This is a genomic window from Mycoavidus sp. HKI, assembly GCF_020023735.2.
In the GTDB taxonomy this organism is placed as follows: domain Bacteria; phylum Pseudomonadota; class Gammaproteobacteria; order Burkholderiales; family Burkholderiaceae; genus Mycoavidus.
Window position 1 is genome coordinate 803,741 of sequence record NZ_CP076444.2, and the last position, 20,226, is coordinate 823,966.

Below are 20,226 nucleotides of genomic sequence, written 5' to 3' on the forward strand. Positions count from 1 at the left end.
GTTGAAAAGTGTCTCATATCTTTCTCAAAGTCAGGCGGGACAAGGCTATGCTCGGATTGACTAAATTTTAGCAACGGCGCTTATTTGCCGGGAGAATTTTAGGTTTTCTATTTCTTCTAGGGTACGTGGTACCTTAGTTTTTGCAATCAAGGCCGCCGCCTTGGCTGGTATCATTACTGCTTTCGATGACATACAGAGAAAGAGACTGTAACGCAGGAGCTTGCGATGAGGGTGCCTGACACCGAACGAGATACGCATTTTATGGCGCTGGCTCTAGCCGCGGCACGCGAAGCGCAAGCCGCAGGTGAAGTGCCAGTGGGAGCGGTGGTGGTACGAGATAACCAAGTGATTGCGACAGGGTTTAATCAACCTATCAGCAAACATGATCCATCTGCCCATGCTGAGATGAATGCGCTACGCACAGCAGCCCATATACTTAGTAATTACCGATTACCTGGGTGTGAACTCTATGTCACACTTGAACCTTGTCTGATGTGCGCGGGGGCCATGATGCATGCGCGCATTGCGCGCGTGGTGTTTGGCGCATACGATCCTAAAACAGGGGTAGGTGGGAGTGTATTCAATGCATTTTCTAATCCGCAACTAAATCACCATACGCAAATTAGCGGGGGCGTACGGAGTACGGAATGCGCGCAATTATTGAGTGGTTTTTTTGCGGATAAGCGCCGCGCATTACGGGATGCGCGACCATCAAAATCATGAGCAAAAATTATAATCTGACGTTGGTCGCACCCTCTGGCTATCCGTTAGAGGCGAGTATGGTAGATCGTGGACTTGAGCGGTTGCGTGTATATGGCTGTCAAATTGACAATGAAGAGGCGGCGCAGCGGCATTGCCAACGCTTCGCCGGCACAGATGATGAACGGGCGGCTGATTTTAATCGACTGATTGACCCGGCGTGTGCGCGCCCGGATATTGTGCTTGCGGTACGAGGGGGGTATGGCGCTACACGGATTTTACCTAGACTGGATTATGCAGGGTTGCGGCGTCGCTTTAAGGGTAGGCCGACAGCCTTTGTTGGGCATAGTGATTTTACGGCAATCCAGATGGCGTTGCTGGCTCAGGCTGGGTTAGTGACATTTGGCGGCCCGACTTTATGCAGTCACTTTGGCGCTGAAACAATAGATGAATTTACTCTGCATCATTTTTGGCAAGCACTTGAATTTCCGCAAATTCATTTAAATAGCAATGTGCGTCAGGCGCAGTCGGTTGCAGTAAGCGGTACGCTATGGGGCGGTAATCTAGCGATTATTGCGTCGTTGATTGGCACGCCTTATCTACCGCAAATAGAGAACGGCATATTGTTTATTGAAGATGTCAACGAACATCCGTTTCGGTTGGAGCGAATGATTTATCAGTTACATTTTTCTGGTGTGCTGGCTCGTCAGCGCGCGCTTGTGTTGGGTGATTTTAGTGGGATTCGGCTTGCTCCTCATGATAATGGCTATGACTTGTTGGCGATGGTCGAGCAGATGCGCGCAGTGATTGGCATCCCAATTGTGACAGGTTTGCCGTTTGGACACTGCGATAAACTTGTCACGCTGCCGGTGGGTGCAAATGCACAGCTAGTCGCAGATGAGCAGGGTTTTACGCTGACGGTGGACGGCTATCCGCACCTAATGAGAAATTAAAGTGTGTCAAGCGGATTATTTTTTCTAATTATTAGAACACAGCGATCGCAGCAATGGTAAAATCCGCGACTCACTCCTTGCCGGGGTGATGAAATTTGGTAAACATAGCGGACTTAAAATTTGAGTGCCTGGCTGGAAACGGCCAGCGTAGAACCCTTCAAATTCGGTGAACCCCCTGGTGCCACGCGCCGAGGCAACGCCGAGCCAAGCTTTTTGTAGCCGGGCAGTACCGGTGCAAAAAGAAGGTGTAGAGACTAGACGGAGGGCACCTACTGCGCATTAGCGCTAGGGTGAAGGCATAGTCCAGCGCACAAACAGCGGCAACGCTGGCGTTTAAAGACGTAGTGTGAAGAAAATCCGCCGCCTAAAGGCTTGCCGGTTCGAGTCCGGTCCCCGGCACCAGTCCGCTTTTTGATCGCGCAGACGATCAACGAACATTTTGTAGTTTTTCCTTAAAAATCCTTGGCTTAAGCTAGATTTTCTCGCCGTGTCATTGCATTTATTGTGACATCTTTAATCATATTTGATGTTATAAGTTACGCCATTTTTACGCCAAGGTGGGAAATGGCTACACTCAGAAAACGAGGATAATCCTGGCGGGCAGAGGTAACGCGTAAAGATGTGCGCTTGTCTGCTACTTTTGATACGAAAGCGCAAGCATGGGCAGCTAAAGTCGAAGCTGAGATTTTAGCTGGCAAACGTACCTCAGAAGCTGCGGTGGTCAAAGTCAAAGTGTCCAAAATGTCTAAGAGTCACCAGGCAGTAAGATCTAGTACTCAGCACGTAGGTTGGGGTGAGGAACAAACCCCAACCTACGAGTCGGTGAGAAGAAATTTTGCTGCCTTTTCATTTAATTTTCACTTTCTTCATCATTGAGTTTTATTTTTTTATTGAACAAGATATCTATGTTGAATTCTATTTCGAGCCTTCCCAAGCTGAGTTATCCGGCAACACAAAAATCCCCCGAATCCAGTTTTCTTTCGCTGCCGCAAGAAGTGCGAGAAGAAGTAGAAAAGCATCTGAATTTTTCAAGCCAAGAGGCTTTATTTAAAGCCTTAACGACAGTGACTCGTGACGGCGATCTCATCGATTCTCCTGCGCTGAAATTACATTTAATTAAAGAGTGGATTCGAACTGAATATCAGCGGGATTTAATTCGCTCAGATGAAGGGTTCAAGCAATTTGCGTTGAGTCAATTGCAAAACCTATTAGAGGCAAAACAGCTCGAGCAGGTAGTCGAAAAAGCCAGACTTTTTGAATTAGTATGTCTTGTTAATGATCCAAATATATTTACGTTTTTAAGAGAGCAAGTCCACCAAGATGCGCAGTTAAAAGAGAAGTTATTGAACTGGGTAGAACGATCCAAAACAGAAGAGGTGCAGGCTATTGCAGCTAACGCGCTGACGTTGTTGGTGAAAGCCGGTGTGTCCTTGAGTCATAAAGACCTTAAAGGAATCCGCGTGCCAGGCGCGGATTTAAGTTATGGGATATTTGATTCGGCCCAATTACAAAGCTCGGATTTGAGGGGAGCCAATCTAAGTGGAAGTTGGCTGCGTCAGGTGGATTTAAGTGGGGCCAAGATGGAAGGGGTACGGTTTGGTGAAGGACCCTATCTTCAAGAAGAAAGCGAAGTCAATTCCTGCGCGTGTTCTCCCGATGGTAAGGCGTGTGCAGTGGGTCTTAAAAACGGCACGATTAACATCTATAACACCTCGAGCTGGGAGAAAATCTGCACCTTACAAGGACATACCGGCAATGTTTTGAGCTTAGCGTATTCGCCTAGTGGTCATCAGATCGCCTCCGGCGGTGATGACCAAACGGTGCGTTTGTGGGATGCATATAGCGGAAAACTCAGCCATACCTTAACAGAGCATGAGGACGACGTTTTGAGCGTGGTGTATTCGCCCGACGGCCATCAGATTGCGGCAGGCGGCAGTAACTGGGGTGTGCAAGTATGGGACGCGCACAGCGGAGAACTCAGCGATACCTTATACCTGGAAGCTGGCAAAGTGATTAGCGTAGCGTATTCGTCCGATGGTTATCAGATTGCCACCGGCAGTGCGGGCGGGGACGTGCAATTATGGGACGCGCGCAGCGAAGAACTTGAACATACTTTAATAGACGAAGAAGAGTATGTCGGGGAAGTGACTAGCGTGGTGTATTCACCCAGCGGTCGGCAGATTGCTTCGGGCAGTGATGACGGTAGCGTGCGACTGTGGGACAGGCATAGCGGAGAACTCCAACGCGTCTTACTAAGGCATGACGGCAGGGTTTTAAGCGTAGCGTATTCACCCAATGGTCGTCAGATCGTCTCGGGCGGTGCTGACAAAACAGTGCGGTTGTGGGATGTGGACAGCGGGAAGAGCCAGACCATCAGAGAGCATACCGGCTTTGTTTCGAGCGTGGCGTATTTATCGAACGGTCGTCAGATCGTCTCTGCTAGTGGCGACAAGACGGTGCGGCTGTGGGATGCGTACAGTGGGGAGACCAGTCACACCTCAGAAGGGCGTGTCATGGCTGTTACAAGTGTAGCGTATTCGCCGAGCGGTCATCAGATCGCCTCGGGCAGTCAGGACACGACGATACGTTTGTGGGACGCGCACAGTGGGCAGACTAATTACATCTTAAAAGGGCATTTTAGCGTTCTTGCTAGTGTAGTGTATTCGCCCAGCGGCCAGCAGATCGCTTCGGGCAGCGCGGACGCGACGGTTCGCTTGTGGAATGTGGACAGCGGGGAGGTCGATCAATGCTTAAAAGGGCATGTCGGCATGGTTACTAGCGTAGTGTATTCGCCCAGCGGCCAGCAGCTCGCTTCGGGTAGCGGGGATAAGACGGTTCGTTTGTGGAATGTGGGTAGTGGGAAGGTTGAGCAAATCTTAAAAGGGCATATCAACAATGTTACTAGCGTAGCGTATTCGCCTAGCGGTCAACAGATTGCCTCGGGCAGTTTAGACAAGACGGTACGGTTGTGGGATGCGGACAGTGGGGAGGCCATCCACTCTTTACAAGGACATACCAAACCGGTTCGTGGCGTGACGTATTCGCCTGGTGGTTATCAGATTGCCTCCGGCAGTGATGACCATACGGTACGACTGTGGGACGTGCGCAGTGGGAAGGCCGTTCACATCTTGGAAGGGCATACCGGCTGGGTTAAGAAGGTGGTATATACATCAAGTGGTCAGCAGATCGTCTCGAGTAGTGATGACCAGACGGTACGGCTATGGAACGCGAGCTTGGGTCAATGTCTAACGGTGTTGCGAGGTTTTGATGGACCAATTCATGGGCTTGCTTGGAAAGAGATGGCCGATAGCGTCCATTTGTCAACCACTAGTAACCGCGAAGTAGTCCGTGTCTGGCAGGTCAGCGAAAAAGAGGGACGCTATCAAGCAAGCCTTTCTTGGAGTTCGATGCGTGTCAAACTGACTTTGACAGACGCCAATATTCAAGATGCGAGAGGCTTAAGTCAGATGAATAAACAGCTCTTACAGCAGCGCGGAGCTGTGGGAGAAGCGAATCGTTTTGCTTAAGTGAGAGCAACAAATCAGCAATAAGCGTTAGCTGCGGGATTAAATTCAAAGCGTCATTAAGCGGTAAAACTTTGGATCTCGTAGCTAACGCTTAATTTGTATTGGTTCTGATCTGACAGTTATCCGGTTCAATTTCTTCCGGCTCCCTTGGCTCTAGCAGACAATAATAAGGGAACAATATGTTGGGTAGCATCTTATCGTCACCACGGAGTGCGCTCTCTGCGGAGCAAGCACTTGACCTCGCCAACGCCTATTTAAAAAGCGCCAGAAATACCCAGGATATCCATCTCGCTTCAATCTTCTGTGACGATGGAGAGTGATCCAAACTGGGGGCTGACGTAATCAACTGATTTTTTTTGATTGTCGAGTGTGGTCCGGCTTTTCTGACGGCTGTTCGACAATGCCAAAGCGCTCGTTTCCACGGGCTCGGCCGTTAGCCCCCAGAATGAAACGCTCTCCTAAATCAACACCACACCCAAATAGCTTAGGTAGACGTTTTTCAGGTTGCTAGAGCGTTACTTCACTCAAGCGTTGATCCCACAGCACCCGTCATTCGGCTTTTTTCAGGCCACTTGAGGGTAAGAACGCCATGAACCCCAGACTTGTGGCTTGAAGTTGGAGTCCTCATACTTTCTCACATCTAAATTCAGATGGAGCAATAGAACAAAGATGAGATTGGGAGAAAAATTTTGGTCAGCCCATTTGGAGGCAGCCAAACACAAAGGTAGCTCATTGAGTAGCTATGCGAAGCGGCATGGTGTATCTGTGAAAGGCCTATATTATTGGCAGAACAAATTAAAGGCGACAGATGAAAGTGTCGAATCGAGGCAGGCAAGCAAATTTGTAGCGCTGCGGGTGAGGGAGGCGGTTGACGAGCCACGCGCTTGCGGTTGCAGCTTAGTATTGCCCTCAGGAATGCGGCTAGAGCTATCTGACCTGCCGTCGCCAGAATGGCTGGTGGCCCTTGGTCGTGCGGCGCAAGGAGAGCACTGATGCATCCGGGCTGTGAGATTGAGCAGGTTTACTTGTGCCAGGAGCCAGTTGATTTTAGGAAAGCGATCAACGGCTTGAGTGCGCTGGTCGAGCAAGAATTGGGACTAAACCCGTTCGGCAGTGCACTGTATGTTTTTATCAATCGCCAGCGCAATAAGCTCAAGGTATTGTACTGGCATCGCAATGGTTTTTGCCTGTGGCTCAAGCGCCTTGAATCGGAGAAATTTGCCTGGCCTAAGGGTGCCCAAGAGGCCACGCAGACGTTGAGCTTACAGGAATTTGAATGGCTTCTGGAAGGGTTTGATTTATGGAGAAACAAACCGCATAAAACACTGTATTTTAATACTGTTTCATAGAGAGATTTGATAAAATATGGCATGTTTGAAAGTGCCGAAAAAGAATTCATTTTACCCATAGACTTCGCTCTGCCAGAGGTCACGCTACCGGCCGTTTTGTCAACCGATGTGGCTGCGCTCACAGCGCTGTTGCATACGCAACAGCAAGCGTATGAGGCGTCCCAGATGGCAGCACGCAATGTGATCAGTCAGGCACGCGACGAGATCAGTCAGGCACACAACGAGATTAGCCAAGCACACAATGAGATCAGCCAAGCACGCGATGAGATTAGGCGCCTGATCGAACAAATTATACTGGCGCGGCGGCGCCAGTTTGGCCCGAGTTCAGAGCAGATGAGTGGCCAGGGCCGTTTGTTCGATGAAGCGGAAGTATTGGCCGAAGCCACAACCGAGGTAGAGGATATCGCACCACTGGCCCCCAAGTCGGAAGGCCAAGAGAAACCTGCGCGCGGCAAGCGGAGCCCATTACCAGCAGAGTTGAAACGAGTTGAGATCGTGTACGATGTTCCCGAAGCCGAACGCACCTGTGCCTGTGGGACACCGATGGTGGTCATCGGACAGGATGTGAGCGAGCAACTCGACATCGTGCCCATGCAGATACGTGTACTACGCCACATTCGTATGCGCTATGGCTGCCCCAGCAGTGTTCATGCTCCAGTCACAGCACCATTGCCGCCGCAGCCTCTGCCTAAGAGTAACGCGAGCGCCAACTTCCTGGCCATGCTGTTGACGGTTAAGTTCGTCGATGGCTTGCCTCTCACCCGTTTCGCCAAGGTACTGGATCGCCACGGCATGTCCGTGCCCACCCAGACATTGGCGCGCTGGGTAATCAGCTGTGGTTCTGTGTTGCAGCCCTTGCACAATCTGATACGCGACACCTTGCTTGAGAGCTCTGTGCTGCATATCGATGAAACGGTGGTGCAAGTGCTTAAAGAGCCGAACAAAACGCCTACCTCCAATTCGTATATGTGGGTACAAACCGGCGGACCGCCAGGCAAACCGGTTGTCATTTACGACTATGATCCTAGCCGTGGCAGGGAGGTGCCCGTGCGCTTATTGCACGACTATCGCGGTTATCTGATGACCGACGGATATGATGCATATAACAAATTAACTGAGATCGAGGGCATCGAGCATCTCATGTGCTGGGCACACGTGAGACGGCGCTACATCGAGGCGGTCAATGTTCAGCCCAAAGGCAAGAGTGGGCATGCCGACGAGGCTATCAAGATGATAAGACAGTTATACCGCATCGAACGTGATCATAAAGACGCCGACGACGAAGCACGCCTGAAGGCGCGCAAGAAGCTGAGCATACCGATCCTGGATAAACTGTACGCTTGGATGGAAAAGTTGCGGCCTGGCGTTACGCCGAAAAGCGCTCTTGGTGGAGCACTGAAGTATATGCACGATAACTGGAGCATGCTCAAGCGCTATACCGAGCGCGGCGATCTGCCGATCGATAACAACCGCTGTGAGAATGCGATCCGCCCGTTCGTGGTAGGTCGCAAGGCCTGGCTGTTCAGTAATACGACAGCGGGTGCCCATGCTAGTGCCGTCATCTATTCGCTGGTCGAAACGGCCAAGGCCAATGGCCTGGAACCCTATCTCTGGCTGCGCTATGTCCTGCATGAGTTGCCAGCAGCAAAGACTGTCGAGGATGTCGAGGCGCTGTTGCCATGGAATTTTAACCCCCTGACCAATATCAGTTAGCGGTCCCTTATCCCTATCTAATTTGGCTACTCCCACATGCTGCTCTGGACAAAATTCCGCTCCCATCCTTAACTCTGCTCCATCGCTTCTGTTTTATCTAGAGGAATTCAGTATGCCTTCTTCTCTCCCAAGCGCCAAGTCTGGGGATCGTGGAGTGCTTACTTAACAAGAATCCAGTTCTGTTAACGTCGCTGCTCGAACAGAAGATGAGGCATAGCGATGTTAAAGAAAGAGCGAGCTGAAGATAGATCGGGAGTAACGTGTCAAGCGCATGCATGGCCTGAAGAAGAAATTTGCCAGAGCAGGTTCCGTGATGAACGCCTTGGCAAGAGATTTAAGCTTGTGCTGGAACGCTTATGGTCCTCCATGGGGCAGAGTATACCCACGGCCGTTCAGGACTGGTGCAGCACAAAAGCAGCCTATCGATTTTTTAGCAATCCCAAGGTGAGCGAGCAAGAAATCCTGAGCGGACATTTTGAAGCGACCCGAAAGCGGTTTGGTGTATCGAAAGGTCCCATGTTGATATTGCAAGATACAACGGAATTTTCATACAAACGTGAGCGGCCTGAGTCGATTGGCTTAACGCACAAGATTGCTGGGCGCAAGGACAAAACAGGACGATGCCTAATGCACACGGCTTGTGGAATTTTGATGCATTCAAGTCTGGTCGTGACCACGCAAGGCGTCCCACTGGGGCTGGCGGCAATCAAATTTTGGACGCGCAAGAAATTTAAAGGAGGCTGAGCACTTAAGCGCAAAATTAATCCAACGCGCGTTCCGATCGAAGAGAAATAAAGTTATCGGTGGCTCGAGAACTTGCATCCTCCGCCTTTCTATTTTAACCTCAATTCGGGTTAAGCCAACGCATTCTGGCAAGGTCCCAAAGGGAGTTTAGGCTTATTTGGCATAAGGCAGTAAGCGATGATGCCGCTGAGTAAGTTGACGGCAAAATTAATAGGAGAGCGATGTCGAGTATGCTCAATCTGGCAAAGATTTTTCAGTTCATCAAAGACGGTTTCGATAATTGAACGGCGGCACAATAAAGCTTGATCGAAAGCAGACAAGGTAACGCGCTTCATATTGCGTCGAACCTTGGTAATCAGATCAATGCCGAATTCTTTTAAGGTCTGCGAGAGTTTTTTTGAAAGATATCCTTTATCCGCATAAAGTGTGCCGAACAGTGAGTGCGCTAGTTCAGGCAAAGGCTTACGATCATCGACATTACCCGGCGTGAGTCGAATACTCAGCAGTTCACCCTGGTGATTAATGATTGCATGCAGCTTGAAGCCAAAGAACCATCCTGTGGAACTCTTACCACGCGCTGCCATGCCGTCAAATACACGGTGGCGACTAATACGCAGATTGTCGCACACTGCAATAGGCGTAGAGTCTGCAATAGAAATCCCTGAACATTGCCCTTTGAGGGTTTCAAACAGAGCGGCCAAAGTGCGTATTTCAGACCATCGTGACCGCCTATTTCAGCACCGTGACCGGTCATTATAGATTTATCGTGACCGCTGATTACAGAATTGTCGTGACCGATTTTGGGTAAAATTTTTGAAATCGGAAAGCTAGAAATGATCGGCGATTTGATAAGTCTGTAGGCAAGTGAAGGTAATTTGAACAACCCGGTATCGTGATGCGCTTTTTAGGTATGCGATGCCAAGTCGACGAATTACCATGCGCAAAATCAAAGAAATATTACGATTGCGGTCTGAGTGCTGCTTATCGCTTGAAGCCATTTCCAGGGCCCTGTCGCTCTCTAAAGGCGTTGTCGCCAAGTACATTAAGCTTGCTAGCCAAGCGGGTTTAGCCTGGGAAGAGGCGCAAACGCTAGACGAAACGGCACTGTCATCCAGACTGAAGCCCAAATCTGAGACACCTGTGGTGCGCGCGTCTCAGTTCATGCCACCGGATTATGCCTGGCTCCATCAAGAACTCAAACGCAAAGGCGTCACGCTGCAGTTGCTGTGGGAGGAGTATTGCGCGCAATGTCCTGGTCGGCCCTATAGCTACACAAGCGTGTGCGTACATTACCGCGCCTGGGCCAAGACACTCAAGCGCTCGATGCGCCAGATTCATCGAGCGGGCGAGAAGTTGTTTGTCGACTATGCTGGCCAGACCATTGCCGTGGCCAACCCGCATACCGGTGAAACCCGTCAAGCCCAACTGTTTGTAGCGGTACTAGGCGCTTCTAACTATACATTTGCGATAGCGACTGCTGGCCAGACCTCGGCAGACTGGATCGAGGCGCACACCCAGGCGCTCGCCTATATCGGGGGCAGCCCCGAAGTCATCGTTTGTGACAATGCTCGCGCCTTAATTGCTAACCCTGATCGGTATGAACCTCAGGTGGGGCGTCTGTATGCTGAGTTCGCTGCCCATTACAGCTGCGCAGTACTGCCTGCACGGCCTTATAAGCCGCAGGACAAAGGCAAAGTGGAAGTCGGTGTGCAAATCGCTGAACGCTGGATTCTCGCACGCTTGCGTAACCTGCGTTTCTTCAGCTTGTCTGAATTGAACCGCGCTATCGCGACTCTGCTGATCGACCTCAACGCCCGGCCATTCAAGAAATTGCCTGGCAATCGCATCCAAGCGTTCGAGACCATTGACCGTCCAGCGCTGCGGCCACTGCCAGCACAACCGTTTGAACTGGCGCGTTGGAAGAAGGCGCGGGTGTCAATTGATTACCACATCGACGTCGATCGTCATTATTACAGCGTGCCTCACCAATGGGTGGGGCGTGAGGTTGAGGTGCGCATCACGGTTGGCACCATTGAATGCTTCCATCAAGGCAAGAGGGCGGCCTCCCACCCCAACGTAGCAAGTCACCTAATACCCTGCGTGAACGGCCATCACACGACCTTGGTCGAGCACATGCCCAAATCACACCAAGCTCACCGGCAATGGTCACCCGGACGATTATTAAATTGGGGCGAATCGATCGGAGAGGCCACACACCAAATCGTGCAACATCTGCTGGAATCTAAGCCTCATCCTGAAATGGGCTATCGCTCCTGTTTAGGCTTGATGCATTTGTTGCGCACCTTCGGCAAAGAGCGCTTGGAAGCGGCGTGTACACGCGCCGCCGCCTTAGATGCAATGACCTATAAAAGCGTCTCCAATATCCTGAAATCAGGCCTGGACCGTATCGAGCCATCCCCACCGGCGACACCCGCCGCCCAAACCGAACTTCGCTTCACCACGCATGACAACGTGCGTGGACCGGGGTACTACCACTAATCTCATCACTCACCTAAAAGGAAATCTATGTTGAATCAGTACACCCTCAACCAACTTAAGACTCTCAAGCTCGATGGCATGGCCATCGCATTGAGCGAGCAGTTTGATCAACGCGCTACCGATGATCTATCGTTTGAAGAACGTTTCGGCATGTTGGTTGACCGCGAATGCTCGCACCGTGACAACCGTCGCATCGCACGCTTACTAAAGCAAGCACGCCTGAAAGTGTCCTCAGCTTGCTTGGAGGATATCGACTACCGTACTGGGCGAGGCTTGGACAAGCGGCAAATCGCCAGCTTCGCATCCTGTGATTGGATCCGGCGCGCACAAAGCATCCTACTCACCGGTCCCACTGGCGTCGGCAAGACCTGGCTGGCTTGTGCATTGGGGCAGCAGGCTTGTCGCTGTGGCTTCTCGGTGCTGTATGTGCGCATACCCCGGTTATTTGAAGAGCTGCGTATTGCTCATGGCGACGGTAGTTTCACTCGCAAACTGCAAGCTATCGCTAAAACCGATTTGCTCATATTGGACGATTGGGGCTTACATCAACTCACTCAAGACCAACGCGCCGATCTGTTAGAAATTATTGATGACCGGGTCGCCTCGCGCTCAACCCTGATTACCAGTCAGCTACCGATAGAGCATTGGCATGAATATTTGAACGATCCGACTCTCGCCGATGCCATCCTCGATCGCATTGTGCATCAAAGCCATAAGCTTAAACTCAAAGGTGAATCGTTGCGCAAACAGGAAGTTCGTACCGAGTACGCGGCACAGTCACAACGATCTGACCTACAGCCTTCACCTTAGCCATGGCGCTAATCGCATCCTCTTTAGGGCGACCGTTTCTGTGCGCCTAAATTTATTCTTATTACTACTGCGTAACATACTAGGGTCAAAAAATGACAGTCAATAACAATGCTCAACGTCAACGAACATATCGAGATCGCCACCTCCGTGAGGGCCTAGCCAAGCGGCTAAACATCATTATCGAGCCTGATTCTAAATGGACGCTCGAGCTATTGGCTAAATGTTACGGCGTAACGCAACGAATGATCATTGAGAAGCTGCTGCTTCAGGCTGAGATAGATATAACCGCCAGAATCATCCGAGAGGAGGCAGACTACGATATCGCAAAAAGTCGTGTGCGTGACTATTACGGCGGACGACTGCGCCTCAAATCAGAGCTTTTTACACCCTCACTCAATTCTGACTCTCAACCTATCTCCGTTACTGCGTAACGCATTCTTGATGTTAAAAAGCAAACTATGAGGTCTGTGATTGAGCACAAAAGTAGATTTTTTAATTCGAATTTGACACTCATCGTGACCGATTTATGTACAATCTCAACACCTTCACTTGCCTCAATTTATCGGTCACGATAAATCTGAAACAGGCGGTCACGATCGCTGAAATACGCACCCAAAGCAAGGTTACAGCGTGGTAGCAGTTCAATACAGCGATTATACGAAGGCAGATTCGGAAAGGCTTCACGCAGATGCTGGCAAACATGATTGCTGTAGAATGACTTGAATTGCCGATAGCAAATTTGATGAAAAAGCACGACTAGCGTCATCAGTTCTGCTAAAGATAGGCTTGTAGCACGCAAGCGTTTGCGTTTTCCGCTAGATAACAACTTTTTGTTGAGCTCCGGCTCAAATTCTTTGCAAAAATCATCCATCAAGCAATAAAGTTCTGTAAGATTATCCACGGGCGCTCCGTTTTTTCTTAGAGGTTTCTGTTCGCAAAACTTATATTCTCTTCGAAATACTCAGTGCCCGCTTCATTTTCTAGAAAAATTTCTTCCCTTACCTCTGCATTTCCTTATCCCGAATTCAGGTTATTTTAGCTCGCATATTTCCTTCCTGAGCACGGGCAGTTCCTCCTTTTTCCCCTGGAGGTAGCAGTGCGAGCTTTTCCAATTACCCTCTACGATAACTTGAGTACGGCGCTCCTCTAGCTCGAGTGCAGGATTAGCAGCATATTTAGCAGAATATAGTGAGTTGTCGTGGGCAATCGCTGATCCCTCTTCCTCAGTACGTATACAACCGTGTGATGCTGGATAATCTGGTAGGGGACCAGAATGTATAGCAATGTTTCTGCCGCCGAAATAGATCGGATTCTTAGCCCAGCTATAATCATTTAGCACAGCAGCCTTACCGTGCACAATGAATTTACCCCTGGGAGTGCATAATGTATCTACGGTATTATTGACAGTCTCGTCATCGCAGTCATTGCAACAGCGACCAGCTCCCGCAGAAATTTTGTAGGTGCGGGTAGGTAAAAGCAAGTTGCGCGGGTTATTCCATGTCAGCGACATTTTCGCCGTGCTGAGATTTATCGTGATACGGCTGACATGCGTATTGGGGAAGTCAATATTTTCTCGATTAGGGCGCTTGCAGCCTTCTCCACAGTCTCGCTTTCCGCTTTTCCATGGGCCTTTCTTTTCATCTTCTTCTGATTGGACATCCATATCTTCCGCCCCTGGCCGCTGCACTCTGGTAATTGGCGGAGTAACTGCATGGATAGAGCTCAAACGGAATGCTCCATCAATCGCATCTGAGCGCATAATTTCGTCGGTGATACGATCCGCTTCCTGGGCATAGTGATAATAGGGTTCGTTCGCCTTGAGTTTAGGGTGTACACCGATCGCATTGCCGCGCTTGCACTCCTCACTCTCGTTAGGACGAGTTGACATTGCACATAGGCAACCATAAGAAAGCGCAAGCCATAGCAACCAAACTCTCATTTCGGTAACGTGCCGATCAGATCAGGTGCCGCCGTGCAGTCATTAATCTGGCCACCTGTAATACTAAATTCAATTGGTTTTCCAATAGAATAGACTGCCAAATGGATTTTGGTGGTGCGGCCCGCATAATTCTTCCCGATGGCTTCATCTTGTTCTACTTTGTTCATACTCTTCCCTTTAAATAAGAGATAGGCAAGGGAGCCTCATCTGTGAGTCGCTCTCCCAACTTCAGACAACTGGTTCAACGCTTCACGTCACGATAGAAATTCTTGTATCATTTTGGAAGGAAATTTTAGTATGAATTACGCCATTTTTACGCCAAATTACAGAAATTCTATTATTTTTAATGGTTATTGGGTGCCGGTCCCCGGCACCAGTCCGCTTTTGGATCGCGTAGACGATCAACGAACATTGTGTGATGTTAACGTTATTCGCGCCGACATCATTTCCCCCACATTTATGCCCCTTCCCACAATGTGGTGCGTAGTGCGACGCGAATGGGGGTGTTTGGGTGAGAATCATTGTAGCGATATTAGGAGGCCGTCGGCACCAGTTCACCGTGATAGCGGAGATTAGAGCAATAGATTTAAAAAAATATTCTATAGTGAAAGAGTAATAAGGGAGTATTAAAGAAGGGAGTATTAAAGAAGTAAGGAGGTAATATGTTTTCAAGAATCGTTTCGAAATCTACTGAGCTTGGGAAGCCGTTGGGCAATACTTTTGACCGTGGCAAGATTGCTTTGAAGCGAGCCAATGAATATTTAAGAAAAGAAAGAAATTTAAGCTGGCGCAAGGCTCCGATGCGGCGAAATTTGCCCTGAAATGTGCTCTCTCACTAGAGAAAAAATGCTATGAGGCTACGTAGTTGTATGCCTCATAGGATAGGGCAAGCCACGCAGGCCCGAAGCTGTGGCCAACGGCTTAGCAGGTTCCGTTAAATATACAAAAATCAAAGGGTTAGCCGAGAATCCGCTCCGTAATCAATAGAAAGGTATAGCCCGAAACCCTTATCTCTTTTAGGGGCTTCTAGTTTTGCCGAACCACATTCGGGGGCAGCAGGGCTTTCAATCAATACTTCGGCGGGAATATGCAGCCCGTGATGCAGCCGCTGAAAAATGAGGCTAAAACTTGTATCTCAAGTTAAAATATGTACAATTATTATTTTTCTCCTGCTTTCAGTAAAAAATCAACCTATGACCAGAACAAACAATTGGTCTGTCAGTATTTCATCTGATCAAAACAACCTTGCACTGTCGAAAGAACAAAAAGCGTTCAACTCTCTGATCAAACAGATTGATAAGCGACGCAAGCGGCTTGGCGCTTGGGAAACCGTGGCATCCGCATTCCAACAACAATACGTCAACGATCTCTTGCCTCTTGAACAGGCCTCGACCGCTTTGCAAATCCAGATGGTACATTGCCTCGATCGGGCTTATGGCCAAAAGGGGCTCACCCAAGCAGAACGTCGTAAGACCGCAGCCGTCATTGTCGATTGGGCGCGTGATCTGATCGACGAAGAGGAGAGTTTGAAAACCATTTACAACAAATACAACCCGATTGACTACGACAGCGAAACTGCCACCGAAGTCGACGATATGAAGTCGATGTTGGAGGCGATGCTCGGTGTCGATCTAGGCGATGAGGACATAAGCTCCCCTGAAGATTTATTGCAACACGCTCAAGCGCATATCGAGCAACAACAAGTGCAAGCAGAAGCCGAGGCTACAGCGCGGGAAGCACGCCGGGCGGCAAGAAAAAAATCACCCAAACAACTTGCGGCAGAAGCTCGCGCACACGAAGAGCAGGCGCAGATTAGCCTTTCGATCCGTGAGGTCTATCGCAAACTAGCCAGTGCCCTGCACCCCGATCGCGAAGCTGATCCGCAAGAACGTGATCGGAAAACCAAGCTGATGCAACGCGTCAATGCCGCTTATACCAAGAACAACCTATTACAGTTGTTGGAGTTGCAACTGGAACTGGAGCATATTGATCAGCATTCGATCAACGGCATCAGCGAAAACCGGCTGAAACACTACAACAGGGTCTTGAAAGAGCAAGTTCGCGAACTGGATCAAGAAATCCTGCATGTCGAAGCCACATTTCGGCATACTTATGGAATAAGGTCTTTTGAGGAACTGTCTCCAGATATTGCTTTACGAAATCTTGCTATTGAAATCAAAAATTTCCGGCAAAACATCCGAGTTCTTGAGCGTGATCTTGTTGCGTTCGAAGACATCAAGAATTTGAAGCGCTGGCTTAAGACCTTCAAGCTCGCGTCGGCTAGATCTATATCATTCGTATAGAGGGGCGGCCGGGTTGGCGAGTCAGAGCAAGTCAGGTCTGGGAGGGACGCTATAAGTGCCGATCCCTGCTGGGCCCTCTGCCTTAGAATATGCCTATCACTTGCCTAATACCTTAATTCAAGCGTTAGGCTTATGAAATGAACCTATCTGCAACGTGTGGATTGGTTTTGCGCTCTTGCCCAAAAGTAGAGGTGCGGCCATGCCCAGGAATAAAAGTCACATCGTCTCCAAGAGGCCATAAGCGGCTCCGAATAGAATGAATCAACTCGGCATGATTGCCGCGAGGAAAATCGGTGCGGCCGATGGAGTGAGCAAACAATACATCGCCTACCATGGCCAAGCGATGCGCTCGGCTAAAAAAGATAATATGCCCCGGTGTGTGGCCTGGGCAATGATAGACCTCTAGCATTTCTTCCCCGAAATACACACGATCTTCGTTTTCTAGCCAGCGGTCAGGTTCAAATACGCTGGCGGCTGGAAAGCCAAAGCGTACGCTTTGCTCTGGCAATAAATCTAGCCAAAAACGTTCTTCTTTCTGAGGCCCCTCAATGGGGACATGATATTTGCGCGCCAGTGCTTGTGCGCCGCCGCAATGATCAAGATGGCCATGCGTTAGAAACACTTTCTCTAAAGTGGCGCCTTCTTTATCGATTTGCTCCTCGATACGCTCTAAATCTCCACCAGGGTCTACTGCTGCTGCGCGATTGCTCGCCTCACAGATGAGTAGAGTGCAGTTTTGCTTAAAAGGCGTGACGGGGATGATTTTAGTTTTCATGGCAAAGCACAGGTTGGTTAGGGCGCGCTGGTTTTTTGCGATTTTTTATTCTGAAATGCTTGACGCAGTTCCAGATATACGCCTAAAACGCTATCAAGTGCGGCCACTACGTTATTTGGCAAGGCTCCCACTTTATCCGCATCGATCAATTTTTGGATCAACTGACGTACGGTAAGCGTTAGATTTTCATGATGACTAATTAATTTTTGTTCAAACGCTAAGAGTGGTTTGTCTTTCTTGGCCCGTTTTCGGGCAGAAATAGCTTCGTCCCCAAATTGCAGCCATTCTGGCGATACCCCTAGCGCTTCAGCGACAGCCGGCAGCCGGGTTCTATGCGGCGCTGTACCGCCTTTATTTTCTGCCCGTTCCCAATGCTGAACGGCTTGCCAACTTTTAACTCCTACTTTCTGGGCAAGCTCTTCTAGCGAAAACTTTTTTTCTAGGCGCTTTTGTTTGATTCGTGCATGTATGTCCATGTCATACAATGTACCTGCCAGAAAAAGTAGCGTCACTGCAAATTTTTCTTGTTAAACAAAAATAACTGGCATATATTGATACATAAAGATGGTTTTAGAGTGATTGCTTTAACCATTTTTTAACCTAAGTCACTGAAAATAAAGTGAAAAAGGAAAGAGTTGGATTTCCCAAGAGGGGCGATAGTGCGGGAGGTCAGTGTGTTAAACCATTTATAGCGAATCAAGGGAAGCGCCGATGTCGACGATTAGCTCACCGGTTTTGATCAGGAGCGGGCTAGGGAGTTTATGTGACCTCTTGCCTTATCATCTATTTTATAACCCAATAATCGCAGTGCAGCAGGCTTTTTGCGGGCAGGAATGCGTATGAGCCAGCTCGCGCGTAAATTTAGTGCTAAGGACATTAAAGCCAAGCTTGCCTCATGCGTGAATGCCCAAAATCCTGTCAGTCAATTGTCAGAGGGTAATGTAAGCGCTGATAATTCAACTGAAAATAAAAATATTCAACCCAAAAATACATTGCCCTGCTTGGCGCAAGGTTGCCGCCTGGATGATCGGTTGATTGAATTGAATTCAAACGATCTGCGCCGGTCTGCGTTACTTGAATTAATCACCTCTATTAGAGCTCATGCCAAGCTGGAAGGGCTCTCCAGCGCTACTTTGCAGATCTTGCGCGATCCGGATATTGAAGGCTTGATGAATCGACTGTTGGCAATGAATTCGGTGCGCGTGTTAATTCATGCTCATACATTGAATTTTCGGTGCGAGCATATTGAGTCGATGGAGTGGGAGGACGCGGCGCTCCAGTATTTTGTACGAGCGCAAGCTAGCCTAGCGTTGCTCAGAAGTATCTTCCCCCAAGTGACGCGCGCACAGGTGGGCCGATTACGCAAAGCGTTGGCAGTCGTGCCGCCGGCTAAAGCGGTTAATCTGCCGTTGCAACAAATTCATCAAATTTACCGCATCTGGCAAAAAATTTGCCAAGAGCGTCAAGACAATCGCGAGCGTTACATTGCGCTCCATGGCGAATTTCCGCAGTTCACGTTGACCACGTTATTTGCTGCGTTGAATGTGAAAATGAGAAAGTGATGAGCTGGAAGCCTCGTACAGATATATTACTGAGCGAAATGGGCGACTTTGAGCGGCAATTCAATCGTTTTTGGATGCGTTCGGATGGACTGTATTTTTTCTATCTTGTATGGTTTGCCTATTATCTTAAGATTGTTGCGTGGCTTGTGCTGCTAATGGTTGAGTTTATTCAATGGAGAGTGCGTTGTTCAGCGGCTCATCAGGCGCGTACGGAGTATCGTGATGGTCACTAAAGTACCATTACGGCCCAGGCGGTGGAGCTCTGCTCTTAATGCGTTTGCGACTTCGGCGGATTCGCCTTTTCCAGACCATTATGATCTGGAGGCCGAGCGTAAAATTGTGTGGCACTTACTACAATCGGATATGCCTGATCCGGCCGATCCGTTTTTTGCCCGTTATGAGCTTTTTTGTGAGCGCGAACAAAGCCTGAAACACATGCAGGCAACGTATGCTGCGCGGCAAAGTGCAGATGCACTTGTACCCATTAGCGATGCGCGCAAAATTAAATCGTTGGGGCAGCTTGCTGCTCAAGTGGAAGATACGATGGAGTTGCATACGGTGCATGCGATGCGGCTTTTCCTCGGTTTGGCAATTCGGCCTGGAGAATCAGGCTCTCCGAGCGCCGGGGGCAAGCGCGTGGCCGCTGCGTTGCGCGCCCTTTGGTCGTTATCAGGTAATGATAATCCTTATGCCGACTGGGCTTTGATTGAAGTTTCGAACCGTATTGCCGAAGTGCGTAAGCTCATTAGCGCAGAACAAAAGCGCATGCTAGGCAAACTTGACGGATTGAAGCAAAAAGGGCTTTCTTATTCGATCTTACAAGCTCGGGAGCCTGCTAAGGTTCGCCTTGGTTTTGCTTCTCCATACGGTTTTATGATTGCGTTACTGTTGGTTGAAGTCGACGGCTATGCTCGGATTGTCAAATCTGCGCAGTATCGGGATTTGATTTCATCGCACGAAGGCCATCAAGCGTTGCAAGCAGTCAAGCATAAATGTCGCAGCATCTTTGAGCGCGCTGTGTATTGGCAAAAATATTTAACGCAGGATGCTCTGATTCAGCTGACGCGGCTTGATTTTTTGCCAACAGCCCAGGCGTTGGCGAAAGCGCGTGTGAACGCCATCAAAAAACTATTTGGTGCGGTTCCTAAAGATATTTTTATGGGCCTGAAACAACCTCGCCATACTAAGCGGCATCTCAATTTAAGCGAAGCGGAATACCGTTTGCTTGAATCGATATAAATAAAATAATACGGCCTGTCGTTATCAAAAAGAGAAGCTGCCTGCACTCCTTTCAACTGTAATGATTGGCGTAAAAGGGAGCGTTTATGGAATCTCAATCCAAAATGCATTGGG

The 20,226-nt window shown here is 49.3% G+C and carries 20 protein-coding genes and 3 pseudogenes; 17 read left to right on the top strand and 6 right to left on the bottom strand.

Annotated features, from left to right (window positions below; genetic code table 11):
• The first annotated feature begins 225 nt into the window (after window positions 1-225).
• The 9 genes from tadA (at window position 226) to KMZ15_RS03380 (ending at window position 8,985) form a co-directional block, all read left to right on the top strand.
• A complete protein-coding gene (tadA, locus tag KMZ15_RS03340) occupies window positions 226-723 on the top strand; it encodes a tRNA adenosine(34) deaminase TadA (protein WP_223694180.1) in 498 nt (165 codons plus the stop codon).
• Window positions 720-1,652 (top strand): muramoyltetrapeptide carboxypeptidase, encoded by a 933-nt coding sequence (ldcA, locus tag KMZ15_RS03345; protein ID WP_223694182.1) that lies wholly within the window; start codon window positions 720-722, stop codon window positions 1,650-1,652. Before tadA ends, ldcA begins: the two co-directional genes overlap by 4 nt.
• Window positions 1,653-2,279: 627 nt before the next feature.
• A complete protein-coding gene (locus tag KMZ15_RS03350; protein WP_223694185.1) occupies window positions 2,280-2,528 on the top strand; it encodes a hypothetical protein in 249 nt (82 codons plus the stop codon).
• 29 nt (window positions 2,529-2,557) lie between these two features.
• Window positions 2,558-5,179: a pentapeptide repeat-containing protein gene (locus tag KMZ15_RS03355; RefSeq protein ID WP_223694188.1), complete on the top strand. Its 2,622-nt coding sequence runs from the start codon at window positions 2,558-2,560 to the stop codon at window positions 5,177-5,179.
• A gap of 179 nt (window positions 5,180-5,358) precedes the next feature.
• Window positions 5,359-5,499, top strand: coding sequence for a hypothetical protein (locus tag KMZ15_RS03360; RefSeq protein ID WP_223694190.1), 141 nt, complete (start codon window positions 5,359-5,361; stop codon window positions 5,497-5,499).
• Between the two features lie 445 nt (window positions 5,500-5,944).
• On the top strand, window positions 5,945-6,172 hold the full coding sequence (locus KMZ15_RS03365) for a hypothetical protein (RefSeq protein WP_223694193.1): 228 nt from the start codon (window positions 5,945-5,947) through the stop codon (window positions 6,170-6,172).
• Window positions 6,172-6,528, top strand: a complete 357-nt coding sequence (gene tnpB / locus KMZ15_RS03370) for an IS66 family insertion sequence element accessory protein TnpB (RefSeq protein WP_223691061.1) — start codon at window positions 6,172-6,174, stop codon at window positions 6,526-6,528. Before KMZ15_RS03365 ends, tnpB begins: the two co-directional genes overlap by 1 nt.
• Window positions 6,529-6,549: 21 nt before the next feature.
• Window positions 6,550-8,241, top strand: a complete 1,692-nt coding sequence (locus tag KMZ15_RS03375) for an IS66 family transposase (RefSeq protein ID WP_223691060.1) — start codon at window positions 6,550-6,552, stop codon at window positions 8,239-8,241.
• Between the two features lie 219 nt (window positions 8,242-8,460).
• Window positions 8,461-8,985, top strand: a complete 525-nt coding sequence (locus KMZ15_RS03380; protein ID WP_223694195.1) for a transposase DNA-binding-containing protein — start codon at window positions 8,461-8,463, stop codon at window positions 8,983-8,985.
• A gap of 110 nt (window positions 8,986-9,095) precedes the next feature.
• On the opposite strand, the pseudogene KMZ15_RS03385 reads toward KMZ15_RS03380, so the two are convergent.
• Window positions 9,096-9,686: pseudogene (locus KMZ15_RS03385) on the bottom strand (IS982 family transposase); the annotation flags it as partial.
• Window positions 9,687-9,900: 214 nt separating this feature from the next.
• Here KMZ15_RS03385 and istA point away from each other — a divergent pair.
• From istA to KMZ15_RS03400, 3 genes are all read left to right on the top strand, one after another.
• The gene (istA, locus tag KMZ15_RS03390; RefSeq protein WP_223694197.1) at window positions 9,901-11,484 is read left to right on the top strand and encodes an IS21 family transposase; all 1,584 of its coding nucleotides are present in this window, start codon (window positions 9,901-9,903) and stop codon (window positions 11,482-11,484) included.
• Between the two features lie 27 nt (window positions 11,485-11,511).
• Window positions 11,512-12,294, top strand: a complete 783-nt coding sequence (istB, locus tag KMZ15_RS03395; protein WP_223694200.1) for an IS21-like element helper ATPase IstB — start codon at window positions 11,512-11,514, stop codon at window positions 12,292-12,294.
• A 92-nt stretch (window positions 12,295-12,386) separates the two neighbouring features.
• Entirely contained in the window at window positions 12,387-12,725 is a 339-nt protein-coding gene (locus KMZ15_RS03400; RefSeq protein ID WP_223694202.1) for a hypothetical protein, read from the top strand.
• A gap of 194 nt (window positions 12,726-12,919) precedes the next feature.
• Here KMZ15_RS03400 and KMZ15_RS03405 read toward each other — a convergent pair.
• The 3 genes and pseudogenes from KMZ15_RS03405 to KMZ15_RS03415 all read right to left on the bottom strand — a co-directional run.
• Window positions 12,920-13,195, bottom strand: a pseudogene (locus KMZ15_RS03405) (IS982 family transposase); the annotation flags it as partial.
• 129 nt (window positions 13,196-13,324) lie between these two features.
• Complete coding sequence (locus tag KMZ15_RS03410; RefSeq protein ID WP_223694204.1) at window positions 13,325-14,182, bottom strand: L,D-transpeptidase; 858 nt, start codon at window positions 14,180-14,182, stop codon at window positions 13,325-13,327.
• A 50-nt stretch (window positions 14,183-14,232) separates the two neighbouring features.
• Window positions 14,233-14,382: pseudogene (locus KMZ15_RS03415) on the bottom strand (IS5/IS1182 family transposase); the annotation flags it as partial.
• Window positions 14,383-14,895: 513 nt separating this feature from the next.
• Here KMZ15_RS03415 and KMZ15_RS03420 point away from each other — a divergent pair.
• Window positions 14,896-15,054 (top strand): hypothetical protein, encoded by a 159-nt coding sequence (locus KMZ15_RS03420; RefSeq protein ID WP_223694206.1) that lies wholly within the window; start codon window positions 14,896-14,898, stop codon window positions 15,052-15,054.
• 372 nt (window positions 15,055-15,426) lie between these two features.
• Entirely contained in the window at window positions 15,427-16,536 is a 1,110-nt protein-coding gene (locus tag KMZ15_RS03425) for a J domain-containing protein (RefSeq protein WP_223694670.1), read from the top strand.
• Between the two features lie 130 nt (window positions 16,537-16,666).
• Here the strand turns inward: KMZ15_RS03425 and KMZ15_RS03430 are convergent, their stop codons facing one another.
• Together KMZ15_RS03430 and KMZ15_RS03435 are read right to left on the bottom strand one after the other, a co-directional pair.
• Window positions 16,667-17,311, bottom strand: a complete 645-nt coding sequence (locus tag KMZ15_RS03430) for an MBL fold metallo-hydrolase (RefSeq protein ID WP_223694208.1) — start codon at window positions 17,309-17,311, stop codon at window positions 16,667-16,669.
• A 17-nt stretch (window positions 17,312-17,328) separates the two neighbouring features.
• Window positions 17,329-17,823 (bottom strand): helix-turn-helix domain-containing protein, encoded by a 495-nt coding sequence (locus KMZ15_RS03435; protein ID WP_223694210.1) that lies wholly within the window; start codon window positions 17,821-17,823, stop codon window positions 17,329-17,331.
• 327 nt (window positions 17,824-18,150) lie between these two features.
• Here KMZ15_RS03435 and KMZ15_RS03440 point away from each other — a divergent pair, with 327 nt between their 5' ends.
• The 3 genes from KMZ15_RS03440 to KMZ15_RS03450 are packed head-to-tail and all read left to right on the top strand — an operon-like array spanning window position 18,151 to window position 20,112.
• Window positions 18,151-18,873, top strand: a complete 723-nt coding sequence (locus KMZ15_RS03440) for a hypothetical protein (RefSeq protein WP_223694212.1) — start codon at window positions 18,151-18,153, stop codon at window positions 18,871-18,873.
• Window positions 18,873-19,106, top strand: a complete 234-nt coding sequence (locus KMZ15_RS03445; protein WP_223694215.1) for a hypothetical protein — start codon at window positions 18,873-18,875, stop codon at window positions 19,104-19,106. Before KMZ15_RS03440 ends, KMZ15_RS03445 begins: the two co-directional genes overlap by 1 nt.
• A complete protein-coding gene (locus KMZ15_RS03450) occupies window positions 19,096-20,112 on the top strand; it encodes a PFL_4669 family integrating conjugative element protein (RefSeq protein WP_223694216.1) in 1,017 nt (338 codons plus the stop codon). The genes KMZ15_RS03445 and KMZ15_RS03450 overlap by 11 nt, the downstream gene beginning before the upstream one ends.
• The last annotated feature ends 114 nt before the right edge of the window (window positions 20,113-20,226 follow it).